Source organism: Pararhizobium sp. PWRC1-1, from assembly GCF_049897905.1.
Lineage (GTDB): Bacteria > Pseudomonadota > Alphaproteobacteria > Rhizobiales > Rhizobiaceae > Pararhizobium.
The window spans coordinates 305,482-322,011 of record NZ_JAFCXE010000002.1 but is presented as its reverse complement, the minus strand read 5'-3'; the positions used below and the strand labels follow the sequence as shown (position 1 = coordinate 322,011).

Here is a 16,530-nt window from a genome sequence, read left to right as displayed (position 1 = left end):
AATCTGCGGCGGCGCGCCGTTTCTGCTGGATGTTGCAACGTGTAGTCAGGCGGGCGCACTGCGTTCGCCACGCGCATGCCGCTATGGTAGCAGTTTCCAACGCCATCCTTGCGCTGACCTTGCGGTCCCAGTGGCCTTGTCTTCATCCTTGCTTAAAAAAGCCTGAAGGCGGACATTGAAACCCACCCGCCCATACGTAATACTTTCATGCAAAGCGTGCTGGCAGCGAAAAGGCCGGGCGAAACAGGGATCATGTTTGCGCAGTTCTCCAGGGTGCATTACACCCCGGCAGACTGCACGAGCGCGGAGGGGAAAATCATGTTCAAGCGTCATTTCCATGGCTGGCTGCCGATCTTCGTTCTGGCGCTGTCGATCATCGCGTTTCAGGCCGGTTCTGCCGAGGCGGCAAAACGCGTAGCACTTTTGATCGGCAACGAGAAATATGAGGCCACATCGCAGCTCAACAACCCGGCCAACGATGTCGAGCTGATGAAGACCTCATTCGAGGAGGCCGGTTTCGATACGGTGATGGCGGTTCACGATCTCGACCGCGCCGCAATGGTCCGGGCGCTACGCGATTTCGAGGACACTGCCGCCGGTGCGGATGTCGCCATCATCTATTATTCCGGCCACGGCATGGAGATGAACGGCCAGAATTTCCTCCTGCCGGTCGATGTCAGCCTGAAGACCGACAAGGACGTGGAAGACGAGGCAATCCCGCTCGACCGCGTGCAGCGCTCACTTGAAGGTGCAACGCGGCTGAAACTGGTCATTCTCGATGCCTGCCGCAACAATCCCTTCGAGCAATCGATGAGCCGCTCGATTTCCACCCGCGCCGTTAGCCGCGGCCTGGCACGTGTCGAGCCCGAATCGGCCGACCTCCTGGTCGCCTTCGCCTCGAAGGCCGGCACCGTTGCAATGGACGGCGAGGGCAAGAACAGCCCGTTTGCCACGGCACTGTCGAAATATCTGACGGAACCGGGCGTCGATGTGCGCATTGCGCTCGGCAAGGTCCGCGATGAAGTGGTGACGGCGACCAATCGCGAGCAGGAGCCTTTCGTTTATGGTTCGCTCGGCGGCGCGCAGATATTCCTCAATATCAAGGAAGTGAACATCAGCATTACCAACAACGGCAACACGCAGGAGGTCTCGCCGAACGGCCAGTCCGCCGCCGCTGCCGACTGGCAGAACATCCGCGATCTCGCCGACAAGGACCTGATCGAAGTGTTTCTGGCCAAGCACGGCGCCGACCCGGTCTACAAGATGCTGGCCGAAAAGAAGCTGAAACTCTTGGAAGAGGCGGCCCAGACAACGGTGACGCCGGACGAAATCGCCTGGGAGGCGCTCAAGCAATCGACCGATGGCGCGGCGCTGACCCGTTTCGTCGAGCGTTACCCCGACAGCAAGCACAGGACGGAAGCGGAAACCCAGATCGCAGCGCTCGAGCCGAAGAAGGGCTTGAACATTTCGCAAACCGGCAAGGACACGCAGGCCTCGCGTGACTGCTATCTGCTCGCCGGCGAGCCGCAATCGATGCCGGGCTTCCTCGGCGTCAATTTCCTGAAGATCGATGCGGCGCGTGCGCTCACAGCCTGCGCCCAGGCCGTCAACGAAAATCCCGATGACATGATGCTCGTCAATATGCTCGGCCGGGCGCAGGACGCCGGCCGCAACTATGCCGATGCCCGCACCAACTATCAAAAGGCTGCCGACGGCGGCAATATGTATGGACTGACCAACCTCGCCTGGTTCTCGATCTACGGTACCGACGGCCCCGTCGATGTCGATAAGGGCAAGGAGATGTTCGAGCACGCCGCCAATAACGGCAATTCCTATGCGCAGGCATCGCTCGGCTGGCTCTATCGCGATGGCTATGGCAGTGTTCCGCAGGATTACGCGGAATCGCTGAAATGGTATCAGCTCTCCGCCAATCAGGGTTACGCCAATGCCATGGCGACAGTAGGCTGGTTCTACCGCGAGGGTAACGGTGTCGAAAAAGACCTCGACCAGTCGCTCTCCTGGTACCAGAAAGCCGCCGAAGCCGGCGATGCCAATGCAATGTCCTCGCTCGGCTGGGCCTATCAGAACGGTCTTGGCACGCCACAGGATTATGCCCAGGCAAAGGTTTGGTATGAAAAGGCCGCCAATGTCGGCGACGCCTATTCGATGGCGCTGCTTGGCTGGTTCTATGATGACGGCAAGGCTGTGCCGCAGGACTATGCGCAGGCGCGCAACTGGTATGAAATGGCCTCGAATGCCGGCAGCGCCTATGCCATGGGCAATCTGAGCCGCCTCTATGACTGGGGGCTGGGCACCAGGGCCGATCCGAAAGAGGCCGTGCGCTGGGCGGCGGCAAGCGTCGAAGGCGGTGATCCGTCCAAGCTTCAGGAGTTGAAGACCTCCCCGGACAATTTCACACCCGCCTTCCGCAAGGAAATCCAGGCGCTGCTGCGCGATCGCGGCTATTACAGCGGCCCGCTGGACGGGGATTTCGGCGCCGCCACCCAAAATGCGATCGACCGCCTGGCGAAAAAGAGCTGAGATAAAGGCGGCCAACAAGTGTTGAAAGCAAAAGGGCCAGGGCTGTTCAACAGCTCTGGCCCTTTTGCCGAGGAAAGGCGGATCGGCTTAGCGGTTGCTTTCCAATGCCTTGAGCGCGGCCTGCCCGGCAGCGATGGCCTCGATCTGGTTGGTGAATTGGCCGTGGGCGGGATAGACGACCGCGCCGCGCTTGAGCACGAAAGCCCATCGCCCATTGCGTAGCTTTTCGATCGTCACTTTTATGTCGGGCTTGCTGTCGCTGCTCATGGTGTGTTTCCGAACCTGTTGTTATCGGCCGTCCGCCCGATATTAGCGGAATGGCCCTTATAAAGAGAAGGATTAGCGCAACAGCCCCGTTGCGGGCAATCGGCAATGCAAAAATGCCAATTGCTTCCGCCGCGCCGCGGCCCATGGCAGGCCTTTGCGCCACGGCCATCGCCGCCGATCCCGGACATAGGTGGGCAAGGCTCTTCAGAGAGAGTGCCATATCCCGCTCTGTCCCGCCGTTTGCAGCCTGCAGGACCGCGCCAACGGGTGCGGAAATCAACTTTGTAGCGGGAAACCGCAAAAACCCCTTGCAATGAATGGCTCCTGACTCTAGTCAGGCGCTAACGGAGAGGTGGCCGAGTGGTCGAAGGCGCTCCCCTGCTAAGGGAGTATACCCGGAAGGGTATCGTGGGTTCGAATCCCATCTTCTCCGCCACTAGACCTTACCTTCGAGATTTTCCGTCAGGCACGCATCGATTGCCGCGTTTGATATTAGCGCCTCGATGCACATTGTCGCTTTTCCACGTGTATGACCTTGCGTCGCTCAGTTTGAACCCATCCTCCGTTTCGTGTTGCCTTGCGCTGTTGGCTGCAAAGTCGGGATGCTCTGTCAAATTTGAAACAGACGGAATGGCGTTTGATCAGGCCGGCAATTTTTGCCGCCAAAAGCCCAATGGTCTCTCCACCCCCAAACTCTGTTCCCGCCCGCCACCAAATGTCGGCACGACCCGGCCCGTTCTCCGGTACGAGGCGTGCATCGATGCGGTTTTGATGGCTTGGCCGATGTGCACGCGCGAATCGACGTCGAGGCGCATGGCGCCGCTGATTCTGCGAATCTCTCCGTTTGCCGTCCATCGTGGTGTCGCGATTCCGGCTCGCGGGTGCACCAGATGATCGACACTGCCGTCTCGACGTGCCGCGCGCAACACCGCGAATCCGCCTGTGCAGCGGCGTTTCGCCCCTTTTTTGCCTCGTTCTGATACGTCGAGGGAGCCGTCGGCTGCGGCTAAGCACTGATGAATAAAGGGTTTTCTTAATGTCTTGTTAATAACTTCCGGCCGCTTGGGGCCGTTTTGTGTCGTTTCAGCAACAGCGCAGGGGGAAGGGCGGGCCAAACATGACGAACTGGTAAGTTGGTGATTGCGCCAACGGTCTCGTCTTGTATTTTCAACTCCGGAAGCAAGGGCGGTTGATCGTCCGACTTCTTAAATGTTGGGGATGGGGCAGGGAATACTGTCCTTCAGTATAATACCCAGACCTGTTTGAAACTTTTGACTGGAGGTCAGAAATGAACATTAAGAGCCTTCTTCTCGGCTCCGCTGCAGCTCTCGCAGCAGTATCCGGCGCCCAGGCAGCTGACGCAATCGTTGCTGCTGAGCCGGAACCAATGGAATACGTTCGCGTTTGCGACGCTTTCGGCACTGGCTACTTCTACATCCCGGGCACGGAAACCTGCCTGAAGATCGGTGGTTACGTCCGTTTCCAGACCAACTTCGGTCGTGACGCAGTACAGGGCGGCGCTTTCGAAGGCAACGGCAATTCCAGCTGGGATACGTTCACCCGCGGTCAGCTGCAGTTCGACGCCAAGAACGACACTGAACTTGGCACGCTCGAAAGCGTCATTGTTCTGCAGACCAACGCCGACGCAGCTGGCAACAGCGACTCGACCTTCCTTGATACGGCTTCGTTCGCGATCGCCGGCTTCAAGTTCGGCTACTACTACAGCTGGTGGGATGATGGCATCGCTGGCGAAACCGACGCTCTGCAGTCGAACTCGCTGTTCAACTCGATTTCGTACACCTATGATGGCGGCGCATTCAAGGCCGGTATCTCGGTTGACGAACTCGAAGGCATTGGTCGCGATGGTGGTCTCGCCGGTTTGCCGAACGATTTCAGCCGCAAGGATAACGGCGTTGGCGTTGCTGCCATGCTGTCCGGTTCGGTTGGTGGCGTAACAGCTACCCTGCTCGGCGGTTATGACACTGAACGTGAAGAAGGCGCCATCCGCGCTATCTTGTCCGCTGAAGTTGGTCCGGGCACGTTCAGCCTGGCTGGCATCTACGCAACAGACCCGAACGTTTACTACAACGAATCCGAGTGGACCGTTGCAGCATCGTACGAGTTCAAGGCAACCGACAAGCTGACCCTTACTCCGGCTGCTCAGTACTTCGGTGACTACGCGTTCATCGGCAATGTTGATGCATGGCGTGTTGGCCTGACGGCTGGCTACCAGATCACGGACGGCCTCAAGGCTCTCGCGACTGTTGCCTACCAGGACATCGACGACAGCGACACGTTCGACGTCGGCGGCGACGAAGTCACCGGCTTCGTCCGTCTGCAGCGCGACTTCTAATCTGATCATCTGATCGGATTGTAAATTGCCCGCAACCTCTATGAGGGGTTGCGGGCTGTTGCATTTGAGTAACTGTTGTTGACGGTGCAGACTTTGGCGATCCGTTCGATGCAGGTTTTGAATTGAATGCCGAGCGCGGCAGTCCTTGAATAATTCCTCATTGGAGGGGATTCATTGAGCCGGGCACGAGACAAAGCGGGCGGTAACGCCGACTTTGAAAGCGCAGGTATCGGGGCCTATAGTCTCCACTACCAATTCGCTGTCGGCCGCCCCGCCAAACCGGTGGAAAGCGTATCTCTCAAGCTGCTCTTTGAGCGCTATGGAGATCTGCTCTGGGAGCCAGGTTCGCACAAATACAATGTGACGGCCTTTATATATGAACTCCACACTCTGCTGATTACGCCTGAGTTCTCGGTATTCACTGACGAAATGCTCGATGGCCTGATCGCCTCTCTCCGCAAACGCGGCAACAGCAACGCAACCATCAATCGAAAGATGGCGGCACTGAGCAAGCTGTTGCGGAAGGCGTTCAAAATGGGAGACGTGCACAGTTTACCCGAATTCCGGCGGCAGAAGGAGAAGTCCGGCCGCATTCGCTTCCTTGAGTATGACGAGGAGGACCGGCTTTTTGCGGCCATACAGCACCATTCCGAACTGTATCATCGCTTCTGTATCTTCCTCGTTGATACGGGCGCCAGATTGGGTGAGGCCATTAGCCTTCGGTGGAATGACATTCACGATGACCGTGCAACGTTTTGGGTGACCAAATCCGGAAAGAGCCGCTCGGTACCCCTGACGTCACGCGCGGTCGCCGCTGTTACTCGGCATTCCGGTCAGATCGGTCCATTCGTGACAATCGACCAGCAACAATTCCGCGCGGTCTGGAATCAGGCAAAACTGGAAGTCGGCCTGTCAACCGACAGCGATGTCGTACCCCACGTGCTAAGGCACACTTGCGCCTCACGCCTGGTCAGAGGGGGTATCGATATCCGACGGGTTCAAATGTGGCTAGGTCACCAAACGCTGCATGTTACCATGCGTTATGCACATCTTGCTTCCTATGACCTGGATGTATGTGTGCCGATTTTGGAACGGCACCAATAGCTCTCGGAAGGGAATTACCTGCTGGCCTTCCCGGAGCTGGACGGGATTGCGGAGGGAAGGCCAACGGCGCTTGATCGGGTATTTCTGACTGGAGGTCAGAAATGAACATCAAGAGCCTTCTTCTCGGCTCCGCTGCAGCTCTCGCAGCAGTATCCGGCGCCCAGGCAGCTGACGCAATCGTTGCTGCTGAGCCGGAACCAATGGAATACGTTCGCGTTTGCGACGCTTTCGGCACTGGCTACTTCTACATCCCGGGCACGGAAACCTGCCTGAAGATCGGCGGTTACGTCCGTTTCCAGACCGACTTCGGTCCGGATCGTCGCCTGGACGGCAGCTCCCGCGGTCGCGGCACGTCTGACTGGGATACGTTCACACGTGGTCAGCTGCAGTTCGATGCCAAGAACGACACTGAACTTGGCACGCTCGAAAGCACGATCGTTCTGCAGACCAACGCAGACCAGTCTGATAACAGCGGTTCTACCTTCCTTGATACGGCTTCGTTCGCGATTGCCGGCTTCAAGTTCGGCTACTACTACAGCTGGTGGGACGACGGCATTGCTGGCGAAACCGACGCTCTCGCAACCACGACCCTGTTCAACTCGATCTCGTACACCTACGATGGCGGCGCATTCAAGGCCGGTATCTCGGTTGATGAACTCGAAGGCCTTAACGGCCCAGCCAGCCTTCCGCTCCTGCCGAACGCTTTCCGCGCACATGACAACGGCGTTGGCGTTGCTGCCATGGTTTCCGGCTCGATCGGTGGCGTAACGGCTACTCTGATCGGCGGCTACGATACGGAACGTGAAGATGGCGCAATCCGCGCTATTCTGTCTGCTGAACTCGGCGCTGGCACGTTCAGCTTGGCTGGTGTCTACGCAACTGACCCGAACGCTTACTACAACGAATCCGAATGGACCGTTGCAGCATCGTACGAGTTCAAGGCAACTGACAAGCTGACTATCACTCCGGCTGCTCAGTACTTCGGCGATTACGCTTTCATCAGCAATGTTGATGCTTGGCGTGTTGGCCTGACGGCTGGCTACCAGATCACCGATGGCCTCAAGGCTCTCGCGACTGTTCAGTATCAGGACGTTGACGACTCCGCCACGTTCACACAGGTTGGCGGCGACGAAGTTACTGGCTTCCTCCGCCTGCAGCGCGACTTCTAATCTCTGGCTTCATGTCAGTGATGGAAAGCCCGGTCGAAAGACCGGGCTTTTTCCGTTTTATGAGCTTTCTGCCCTTTGCTGTGACCGCGCAGACGAGGGCGCTTATCAAATTGCGTTGATGAAAGTTGTGATCTCCGAAAGCAGGTCGGCGCGATGGAGCAACGGGGCGTGGCCCTGACCTTTGGCCGTAACGGATTTCATACAGGGATGCCGCTCGGTCATCTCGGCGACGGTTGCCTTTGAGAGAATGGTCGAGTTCTCCCCCCGGATTGTCATCAAAGGCATTGCTTTGAACCCTTCGTATAGCGCCCAAAGATCGGGTATTGGCGTGTCCGCATTGAGGCTCTTGAGTGGCTCGATTAGCGCCGGATCGAAGTCGGCGGTGATCACGCCATCCTTTTCCCGGAAAATCGCCTCCGCCATATCTTTCCAGTCTACCGGATCAAGTGACGGGAACGCGGCTCCGTGCACGTTTTGCAGGCTTTCGACGGCTTCGCCCCATGAGTGGAACTTCCCTTGTGCCTGCAGATACTGCCGGATCAACAGCAGGCCGGTAATGTCGATGACCGGTCCGATGTCATTGAGCACAACGCCGCCGAGCAGCGCCGGGCGCATGGCGCCGAGCAGATGCAGGATCAGGCCGCCACGCGAGGTGCCGATGAAGATTGCACGCGAAATGTCGAGGACGTCGCATGCGGTCAGTACGTCTCCGGCCTCAACCGCCAACTGATAATGGCTTTTATCGGGATCCCAGGCGGAAAAGCCCCTGCCACGATAATCGACAGCAATCACGCGGCGTGGCCGTTCGGAGTGCGCAGCGAGCCGCAACACCAAGAGGTGAAAGTCCCGGCTGTTGCGGCTGAGCCCCGGCAGGCAGATGATCGGTAGCGAATGCTGTGCCTGCGGATTGTCGTGACCGTAGTCACGGGCATAAAGTTGCAAGCCGTCGCTGGCTGTAAAACGGCGTTCCTGAAAGCAGGTATTGATGGGGGGCGTCACGTTCTCTCCCTTCCTGTGAAACAAGAGAATCATAGCGCATCGTGACGATGCCGAAAGAGGGCGGCTCGGGGTTTTGTACCTTCAGGCGCTGGTTACAGCGTTTCGGCGGACCTGCACAAACTCAGCGGCCAATACGCAGATCATGAACGATATCAGCGGTTTGCCCGAGCCGGGACTTATAAACCTGATAGTTCTCCATCACCCGCTGCACATAATTACGTGTCTCGGCAAAGGGAATGCGCTCGATCCAGTCGACGACATCGTCGATCGATTTTCCGCGTGGATCACCGTAGCGGTTGATCCAGTCGGGCACGCGGCGAGGGCCGGCATTATAGGCGATAAAAGTGAGGATATAGGAGCCGCCGAAATCGTCGATCTGTTCGCCGAGATAATGCGCTCCCAGTGTGGCATTGTAGGCGGTGTCCGTCGTCAGCCGTTCCTGCGAATAGGCAAGGCCGTGCCGTCCGGCCACGCCCTTTGCCGTGCCGGGAAGGATCTGCAGCAGTCCGCGTGCATTCGCGGGCGAGATCGCTGCCGGATTGAAGGCGCTTTCCTGGCGGGCAATCGCATAGGCAAGCGCTTTTCCCGAACCGCTGATATTGGCATTCGCCGGAATGACACCGATCGGGAAGGCGAGGGCCGCAACATCGATGCCTCGGCCGAAGGCGAGCTTGCCGATCTGCAGTGACAACTGGTGCCCTCCGGTTTTTTCTGCGCGGGCCGAAAGAATGGCGAGTTCGCCGGGACTTGTCATCTCTTCGGCCAAGGCGCGATAGAGATTATTGGCCCGCCAGCCGTGCCCTGCCTCTTCCAGCCGCGCAATGGCCTGCACCGCCTCGCGGCCTTCAAACCGCGCACCATCATCGGCCGTCGGCGACGGGTAGGTGACATTCAATCCCGTGCGGCCAATCCGTGCTGCGGCAAGCTGCCCGTAGAATGTGCCGGGAAGGGTGGCTGCCTTGGCAAAATATTCCTTTGCATCGCCGGGAGCGCCGGCTTCCGCAGCACGCCCCATCCAGTACCATGCACGCGAAACCGAGATCGGCCTGTTGGACGCTTTCAGGATACGCTGAAAATGCTTCGCCGCGGTCGGCGCATCCTTAAGCCCGCGCAAAGCATACCAGCCGGCATGGAATTCCGCATCGACAATGTCTGCCGGGCTGACCGCGGAATTGTTTGCCGCGATCGCATAAGCCGCCTTGAACTTGCCCTGGTCCAGCAGACCCCTGCTGATGATCCGTTCCTCGACCCACCATTCACCCGGGTTGACGAGAGCGTCCTTGTCTTTAGAAAGGCCGGCCAGAAGCTTGGCTGCTTCTTCGTACTTCTCCTGCTTGCGCAGATATTCGACCCGGATAAACAGATAGGCCGGCTCTTTTGACCAGGAACGATCGACGGCAGCGATCAGGGCTTGTGCATTGTCAGCCTTCTTGGCCACTGCGACCCACGCGCGATAAAGCGATTGCGCCTTGCCGAGATCGCTGAACCGGGCAGCCTGGTCGAGACGGCCGCGATAGAGCAACATCTGCATCCGCTGTCTGTGGTCGGCCGTCGTCAGTAGGGTTGGAAATTCGGCAAGGATCTTGGTTTCGTTTTCCTTGTCGAGAGCGTCTTTCGACCAGAGATCCCGCAGCAATTTCGATGCCGCGCTGTTTTTGCCGGTGTCTTGCAAAGCCCGCGCAAGGATGATGGTGCCGTCGGCTGTTTCTGGCCGTGTCGTTCCAAAGGCCGAAAGAATGTCGGCAACGGGTGGATTTTCGCGATAAAGGGCGCGTTCGGAATTGGCGCGCAACGCGCCAAGCCCCGGCCATCCCTTTAGTTCCTGTTGCGCGGCAGCGATTTCGTAGGAAGGCACGCCTTTCTGTCCCGACGTGGCAATCGCCCAGGTGAGAATATGACGGTCCAGCGTGCCCTTGGCCATAGCGTTGCGCGCGAGGATGGCTTTCCCGGCATCCTTGTTGGAAAGAGCGTCCAGTCCGGCTTTCAGGTTGGAGTTGACCGGGACAGAGGCCGTCGTGGAGATGATCGAGCCGGTGACTTCAGGGGAGGGCGCGCGGCTGGTTTTCACCAGTATCTCTGGCTTCACCCGCGGCAGCGGAACCTGATCATCCTGTGCGCTAACGGTAAACGTCGAAACAAGCACTGCCGACGCACTCAGCATCGCAATCATCCGGAGAGACTTAACTCCACGCATCAAGTACCCCACGCTTCCCAGTGTCTGTCTCTCGTTTGGGCTTGTCTCTCATTTGGCGATGCAATTGTTAACGAAAGATTACCCGTTTCCATTCAATCCCATAAATATCGGCGCCCCCGCGCCAGAGACAGTTTCACCCGGAAAGCATAAAAACGCCATCTGCGCTGGGGTAATAGACTGAAACCGGCGATGAATGGCGTTATAGAGTGCTTGCCGCAGGCACCTCACATGATTATGGTGCGCCAGTTTTCTAACCATGAAATGCGGCTAAAGCGTGGGTTGGTTTCAAGCTCCCCGGCCGTCAGGAGTCGTGCATGTTCAAGGGATCCATTCCCGCACTCGTCACCCCGTTCACCGCTTCCGGCGCTGTGGATACGGATAGTTTTGCCGCGCATGTCGAATGGCAGATCAGCGAAGGCAGTCACGGTCTGGTGCCTGTCGGCACCACCGGTGAATCGCCCACCCTGTCGCATGCCGAGCATAAACGCGTGGTGGAACTCTGCATCGAGACCGCAGCAAAGCGCGTGCCGGTGATCGCAGGGGCCGGCTCCAACAACACGACAGAGGCTGTCGAACTGGCGCAGCACGCTGAAAAGGCCGGCGCGGACGCGGTTCTGGTGGTGACGCCCTATTACAACAAGCCGACCCAGAAGGGGCTTTTCGCCCATTTTGCAGCGATTGCCGAAAGCGTGAAGCTGCCGATCGTTATTTACAACATTCCCGGCCGCTCGGTCGTGGACATGAGTGTCGAGACGATGGCAGCCCTGCACAAGGGCTATCCGTCGATCATCGGCGTCAAGGATGCGACCGGCAAGATCGAACGCGTCTCCGAGCAGCGCTTGTCCTGCGGCGCTGGCTTCGTCCAGCTTTCGGGTGAGGATGCAACAGCACTTGGCTTCAACGCTCATGGCGGCGTCGGCTGCATCTCGGTCACCGCCAACGTGGCGCCGCGCCTCTGTGCCGAATTCCAGGAAGCGACGCTGGCCGGCGATTATGCCAAGGCGCTCGATTATCAGGACAAGCTGATGCCATTGCACAAGGCGATCTTCATGGAACCGGGCCTGTGCGGTGCCAAATATGCCCTCAACCGCCTGCGCCAGATGAGCCGCACCGTGCGTTCGCCGCTGCTGTCGACGCTTGAGCCGGCAACGGAGGCCGCGATCGATGCAGCACTTCGTCATGCAGGGTTGATGAACTGATGGCACCTAAAGGCAGCCAGCGGGTGGTCAAGAAGATTGTCGCGGAGAACCGCAAGGCCCGCTACAATTACGAGATCATGGATACCTACGAGGCCGGTCTGGTTCTGACCGGCACCGAGGTCAAGTCGCTGCGCGAGGGCAAAGCCAATATCGCCGAATCCTACGCCACCGACGAGGGCGGCGAGATGTGGCTGATCAATTCCTACCTGCCGGAATATCTGCAGGCCAACCGCTTCAACCACGAGCCGCGCCGCCGTCGCAAGCTGCTTTTGTCCAAACGCGAGGCCGGCCGGCTTCAGAGCGCGATCAATCGCGATGGCATGACGCTCATTCCGCTGAAAATTTACTTCAACGACCAGGGCAGGGCTAAGCTCGAACTGGCGCTTGGCAAGGGTAAAAAACTTCACGACAAGCGCGAGACCGAAAAAGAACGCGATTGGAACCGGCAGAAGAGCAGGCTTCTCAAGGATCACTGAGCTGGAAAGCCGGCCTTAAAGAAAAAGGACCAGCTGACAATCAGCCGGTCCTTCTTTCTGTTCAGTCGTGGAATTCGTCGTTGACCGGTTCTGTCACCCGGACCGGGCGTTCCGACGGGTCGCGGCCGACTTCGGCCTTGAGGCTGACCAACTCGATGAAGTGATCTGCCTGGCGCCGCAGATCGTCGGCAATCATGGGGGGCTGGGTCGACATTGTCGAAACCACGGACACTTTGCGCCCCTTGCGCTGCAACGCTTCCACCAGCGTGGTGAAATCGCCGTCGCCGGAAAAGATCACCAGATGATCGACGGTCTCGGATTGCTCCATCGCATCGATAGCCAGTTCGATGTCCATATTGCCCTTGATCTTGCGGCGGCCGAGAGAATCAGTGAACTCCTTGGCTGGCTTTGTCACAACCTTGTAACCGTTATAGTCTAGCCAGTCGATCAGAGGGCGAATGGAAGAATATTCCTGATCTTCAATCAGCGCCGTGTAGTAATAGGCGCGCAGTAGATAGCCTCGCTTCTGGAAAGCCTTGAGAAGCTTGCGATAATCAATGTCGAAACCAAGGCTTTTCGATGCGGCATAGAGGTTGGCCCCGTCGATAAAGAGCGCGATTTTTTCGCGTGGGTCGAACATCGTATTTCCTTTTTGTTGTCTCAATGTTTTTTTTGATTTTCAACCTGACCGTGCGGAACCGGGAGGAGATGTCATCAATGGCAGAACAGCTCGAATACATTAAGATTTCATCATATTCCAGCTTTCTGGACCTGCTTTCGCTGTAGTCCAAGAAAATTCCAGTTGAAATAGCTATTTCTCGCAGTTTTTTGCTGAAAATGCGAAATATCCAGTCTTTTTTAGCATTTTTTTCCGGGGGTCGTGGGGCTATCCCGATTCTGCCAGTAGCCTCTCTCCCCGGAATGGCGGCAATATTACGATATTCAATCATCATTCGCGCGGATGTCAAAGCCTATCATTTTGATGAAGCAGCCCTGCGCTATTTTATTCGCGGGTCTCTACGCGAGCGCGATTGCCGGATAACTTGTTCGTTGATGCAGGAAAAACTTGAATTTGTGTGCTTTTGATTGTATCGGGCAGGTTAATTCCTGAAATCGGAGCCGCGCATACCGTCAGCCGACGGCTGGACGGGTACCGGTGTTGTTAATCGGCGCAGCGGCGGGCGGCCTCACGGAACCCGCGACCGAAGCTGCGCTCTTGAGATCCAAAGGACAGGCAATGGCCCGCGTCACCGTTGAAGATTGCATCGACAAAGTCGATAACCGTTTCGAGCTTGTGCTTCTTGCAAGCCATCGCGCCCGCCTGATCTCGCAGGGCGCTGCGATCACCATCGATCGCGACAACGACAAGAACCCGGTCGTGGCTCTCCGCGAAATCGCTGATGAAACACTGTCGCCGGGCGATCTCAAGGAAGACCTGATCCACTCGCTGCAGAAGCATGTCGAAGTCGATGAGCCCGAGCCCGATCCGGCTTCGATGATCAGCGGCGACGCTGCCTCCGTCTTTGCCGACCAGTCGGGCGAAGACGATCAGCCTGAGGTCGTGACCTTCGACCGCATGTCGGAAGAAGAGCTGCTGGCCGGTATCGAAGGACTCGTTCCGCCGGAAAAAAGCGACGACTATTGAGCCAATGCGGTGTCCGGCCTTTCGGCCGGACGCGCTGCTCTGATGCAATGCCGCGTTTTCGTTTGGAATTCTCGTGACACCGGTATTTGCAAAGCAGTGCGCCACTCCTATGATTGGCGCACTTTTTGTTTCCGGATATGTCCTGGAGTCCCTCGCGGATGATGCGCCAATACGAGCTCGTTGAGCGCGTTCAAAAATACAAGCCCGATGTAAACGAAGCGCTTCTCAACAAGGCTTATGTTTACGCCATGCAAAAACATGGCCAGCAGAAGCGGGCAAGCGGCGATCCCTATATCTCCCATCCTCTCGAAGTTGCAGCCATCCTCACCGAGATGCATCTCGATGAATCGACCATCGCCGTCGCCCTTCTGCATGACACGATCGAGGACACGACGGCGACGCGTGCGGAAATCGATGACCTTTTTGGCGAAGACATCGGTGCGCTGGTCGAAGGGCTCACCAAGATCAAGAAGCTCGATCTCGTAACGAAGAAGGCCAAGCAGGCCGAAAACCTGCGCAAGCTGCTTCTGGCGATTTCCGACGATGTGCGCGTCCTGCTCGTCAAACTCGCAGACCGGCTGCACAATATGCGCACCCTCGACCATATGTCGGCGGAAAAGCGCGCCCGGATTTCTGAAGAGACGATGGATATCTATGCGCCGCTTGCCGGCCGCATGGGCATGCAGGATATGCGCGAGGAGCTTGAAAACCTCGCCTTCCGCCATATCAACCCGGAAGCCTTCCAGACGGTCACCCGGCGCCTTGAGGAGCTTTCGACCCGCAATGAAGGCCTGATCAAGAAGATCGAGGCCGAGCTGGACGAACTGCTTCAGGCCAGGGGCCTGACGGGCACGCTGGTCAAGGGTCGGCAGAAAAAGCCCTATTCGGTTTTCAAGAAGATGCAGTCGAAGTCGCTCTCCTTCGAGCAGCTCTCCGACGTCTGGGGCTTTCGCATCATCGTCGCCGATATTCCGGATTGCTACCGGGCACTCGGAATCGTCCATACCCGCTGGCGCGTCGTTCCGGGCCGGTTCAAGGATTATATCTCGACACCGAAGCAGAACGACTACCAGTCGATCCACACGACCATCGTCGGCCCGTCCCGCCAGCGTATCGAGCTGCAGATCCGCACCCGCCTGATGCACGAGATCGCCGAATACGGCATCGCCGCCCACACGCTCTACAAGGACAGCGTCGAGCCGGTTGGCGAGGTCAAGCTGTCGCCGAAGTCGAACGCCTATTCCTGGCTGCGGCGGACGATCGAGTCGCTTGCCGAAGGGGATAATCCGGAGGAGTTCCTTGAGCACACCAAGCTCGAACTGTTCCAGGACCAGGTCTTCTGCTTCACGCCTAAGGGCCAGCTGATCGCGCTGCCGCGCGGTGCGACGCCGATCGACTTTGCCTATGCAGTTCATACCAATATCGGCGATACCTGCGTCGGCGCCAAGATCAACGGCCGTATCATGCCGCTGGTCACCCGGCTGAACAACGGCGACGAGGTCGAGATTGTCCGCTCCGGAATCCAGGTGCCGCCGCCGGCCTGGGAAGAGATCGTCGTTACCGGCAAGGCCCGGGCAGCCATCCGCCGTGCCACCCGTGCAGCCGTCCGCAAACAGTATTCCGGCCTGGGCTACCGCATCCTCGAGCGCACGTTCGAGCGGGCCGGAAAATCGTTTACCCGCGAGGGGATGAAGCCTGTCCTGCATCGGCTCGGCCACAAGGAGATCGAAGACGCGATCGCCGCTGTCGGACGTGGCGAACTGTCCTCGCTCGATGTCCTGCGCGCCGTCTATCCCGATCACCAGGACGAGCGTGTCACGGTCAAGCCCAGTGATGATGGCTGGTTCAACATGCGCAGTGCCGCCGGCATGGTCTTCAAGCTGCCCGGACGCCCGAAGGACATGTTCGACGTGCTGGACGGCGAGGGGCCGGAGGCTCTGCCGATCCGCGGGCTTTCCGGAAATGCCGAGGTGCATTTCAGCGCGTCCGGCGCCGTGCCTGGCGACCGTATCGTCGGGATCATGGAGAAGGACAAGGGGATCACTATCTACCCGATCCAGTCGCCGAGCCTGCAGAGGTTCGACGAAGAATCGGAGCGCTGGATCGATGTGCGCTGGGATCTTGACGAAGCCAACAATACCCGTTTCATGGCGCGCATCCAGATCAATGCGCTCAACGAGCCGGGAACGCTGGCCGAGATTGCTCAGGCGGTCGCCACCAGCGATATCAATATCCGCACCCTGTCGATGGGGCAGGTGGCTGCCGATTTCAGTGAGTTCCAGCTGGATATCGAGGTCTGGGACCTGCGTCAGCTCAATCACCTGATCACGCAGATCCGCGACCTGCCGAGCGTTTCGACGGTAAAGCGCGTCTTCGAGTAATGCCGCCTTTGCGGCATTACTTTCTCCTCCTTGCACCGGATTGAAATCGGCGGCCAGCCCTGAGCCACTTCCGAATGGTCGGCAGTTGGCGGGCGATCGTGTCTACATTTCGCCATGATTGATCGGCGTTCCGCATGGCTCGACGGCAATTGCACTTTGATTGTGCATTCTCTGTGGCTAAAACGTGCAGGTCATGCACCCG

12 protein-coding genes and 1 tRNA gene are annotated in these 16,530 nt (G+C 58.2%); 9 read left to right on the top strand and 4 right to left on the bottom strand.

Translation table 11 applies throughout. From position 1 onward, the window contains the following. The first annotated feature begins 318 nt into the window (after positions 1 to 318). Positions 319 to 2,541 carry a caspase family protein gene (locus tag ACP7E0_RS05185; RefSeq protein WP_426123390.1) on the top strand — a complete coding sequence of 741 codons (2,223 nt, stop codon included), beginning with the start codon at positions 319 to 321 and terminating at the stop codon, positions 2,539 to 2,541. Positions 2,542 to 2,628: 87 nt separating this feature from the next. On the opposite strand, the gene ACP7E0_RS05180 is transcribed toward ACP7E0_RS05185, so the two are convergent. Beyond that, the gene (locus tag ACP7E0_RS05180) at positions 2,629 to 2,808 is read right to left on the bottom strand and encodes a hypothetical protein (RefSeq protein WP_426123388.1); all 180 of its coding nucleotides are present in this window, start codon (positions 2,806 to 2,808) and stop codon (positions 2,629 to 2,631) included. Between the two features lie 346 nt (positions 2,809 to 3,154). On the opposite strand from ACP7E0_RS05180, the gene ACP7E0_RS05175 reads away from it, so the two are divergent. The 4 genes from ACP7E0_RS05175 to ACP7E0_RS05160 all read left to right on the top strand — a co-directional run bounded on the left by ACP7E0_RS05175 (position 3,155) and on the right by ACP7E0_RS05160 (position 7,434). After that, positions 3,155 to 3,244 (top strand) — tRNA-Ser (locus tag ACP7E0_RS05175). A gap of 852 nt (positions 3,245 to 4,096) precedes the next feature. Further along, a complete protein-coding gene (locus ACP7E0_RS05170) occupies positions 4,097 to 5,161 on the top strand; it encodes a porin (protein WP_426123386.1) in 1,065 nt (354 codons plus the stop codon). Positions 5,162 to 5,335: 174 nt separating this feature from the next. Further along, a complete protein-coding gene (locus ACP7E0_RS05165; protein ID WP_426123385.1) occupies positions 5,336 to 6,265 on the top strand; it encodes a tyrosine-type recombinase/integrase in 930 nt (309 codons plus the stop codon). 101 nt (positions 6,266 to 6,366) lie between these two features. After that, complete coding sequence (locus tag ACP7E0_RS05160) at positions 6,367 to 7,434, top strand: porin (protein ID WP_426123384.1); 1,068 nt, start codon at positions 6,367 to 6,369, stop codon at positions 7,432 to 7,434. 105 nt (positions 7,435 to 7,539) lie between these two features. On the opposite strand, the gene ACP7E0_RS05155 is transcribed toward ACP7E0_RS05160, so the two are convergent. Both ACP7E0_RS05155 and ACP7E0_RS05150 read right to left on the bottom strand, forming a co-directional pair. Then, positions 7,540 to 8,433: an alpha/beta fold hydrolase gene (locus tag ACP7E0_RS05155; RefSeq protein ID WP_426123382.1), complete on the bottom strand. Its 894-nt coding sequence runs from the start codon at positions 8,431 to 8,433 to the stop codon at positions 7,540 to 7,542. Positions 8,434 to 8,554: 121 nt separating this feature from the next. Further along, the gene (locus ACP7E0_RS05150) at positions 8,555 to 10,627 is read right to left on the bottom strand and encodes a transglycosylase SLT domain-containing protein (protein WP_426123381.1); all 2,073 of its coding nucleotides are present in this window, start codon (positions 10,625 to 10,627) and stop codon (positions 8,555 to 8,557) included. Positions 10,628 to 10,941: 314 nt separating this feature from the next. On the opposite strand from ACP7E0_RS05150, the gene dapA reads away from it, so the two are divergent. Together dapA and smpB are read left to right on the top strand one after the other, a co-directional pair. Continuing rightward, positions 10,942 to 11,826, top strand: a complete 885-nt coding sequence (gene dapA / locus ACP7E0_RS05145; protein ID WP_426123379.1) for a 4-hydroxy-tetrahydrodipicolinate synthase — start codon at positions 10,942 to 10,944, stop codon at positions 11,824 to 11,826. Next, on the top strand, positions 11,826 to 12,302 hold the full coding sequence (gene smpB, locus ACP7E0_RS05140) for an SsrA-binding protein SmpB (protein WP_113313562.1): 477 nt from the start codon (positions 11,826 to 11,828) through the stop codon (positions 12,300 to 12,302). Before dapA ends, smpB begins: the two co-directional genes overlap by 1 nt. A gap of 61 nt (positions 12,303 to 12,363) precedes the next feature. Here smpB and ACP7E0_RS05135 read toward each other — a convergent pair whose 3' ends face one another. Next, positions 12,364 to 12,942 carry an NYN domain-containing protein gene (locus ACP7E0_RS05135; protein ID WP_113313563.1) on the bottom strand — a complete coding sequence of 193 codons (579 nt, stop codon included), beginning with the start codon at positions 12,940 to 12,942 and terminating at the stop codon, positions 12,364 to 12,366. Positions 12,943 to 13,539: 597 nt separating this feature from the next. Between ACP7E0_RS05135 and rpoZ the strand changes: the two genes are divergently transcribed. Beyond that, entirely contained in the window at positions 13,540 to 13,947 is a 408-nt protein-coding gene (rpoZ, locus tag ACP7E0_RS05130) for a DNA-directed RNA polymerase subunit omega (RefSeq protein WP_060641402.1), read from the top strand. A gap of 158 nt (positions 13,948 to 14,105) precedes the next feature. Next, positions 14,106 to 16,328, top strand: a complete 2,223-nt coding sequence (locus ACP7E0_RS05125) for a RelA/SpoT family protein (RefSeq protein ID WP_426123376.1) — start codon at positions 14,106 to 14,108, stop codon at positions 16,326 to 16,328. Positions 16,329 to 16,530: the final 202 nt, after the last annotated feature.

What these genes read in the sequence shown, in the direction of transcription:
- ACP7E0_RS05135 (WP_113313563.1), bottom strand. Translation starts at nt 12,942, where the DNA reads ATGTTCGACCCACGCGAAAAAATCGCGCTCTTTATCGACGGGGCCAAC.
- ACP7E0_RS05170 (WP_426123386.1), top strand. Translation starts at nt 4,097, where the DNA reads ATGAACATTAAGAGCCTTCTTCTCGGCTCCGCTGCAGCTCTCGCAGCA.
- ACP7E0_RS05150 (WP_426123381.1), bottom strand. Translation starts at nt 10,627, where the DNA reads ATGCGTGGAGTTAAGTCTCTCCGGATGATTGCGATGCTGAGTGCGTCG.
- dapA (WP_426123379.1), top strand. Translation starts at nt 10,942, where the DNA reads ATGTTCAAGGGATCCATTCCCGCACTCGTCACCCCGTTCACCGCTTCC.
- ACP7E0_RS05185 (WP_426123390.1), top strand. Translation starts at nt 319, where the DNA reads ATGTTCAAGCGTCATTTCCATGGCTGGCTGCCGATCTTCGTTCTGGCG.
- ACP7E0_RS05180 (WP_426123388.1), bottom strand. Translation starts at nt 2,808, where the DNA reads ATGAGCAGCGACAGCAAGCCCGACATAAAAGTGACGATCGAAAAGCTA.
- ACP7E0_RS05125 (WP_426123376.1), top strand. Translation starts at nt 14,106, where the DNA reads ATGATGCGCCAATACGAGCTCGTTGAGCGCGTTCAAAAATACAAGCCC.
- smpB (WP_113313562.1), top strand. Translation starts at nt 11,826, where the DNA reads ATGGCACCTAAAGGCAGCCAGCGGGTGGTCAAGAAGATTGTCGCGGAG.
- rpoZ (WP_060641402.1), top strand. Translation starts at nt 13,540, where the DNA reads ATGGCCCGCGTCACCGTTGAAGATTGCATCGACAAAGTCGATAACCGT.
- ACP7E0_RS05160 (WP_426123384.1), top strand. Translation starts at nt 6,367, where the DNA reads ATGAACATCAAGAGCCTTCTTCTCGGCTCCGCTGCAGCTCTCGCAGCA.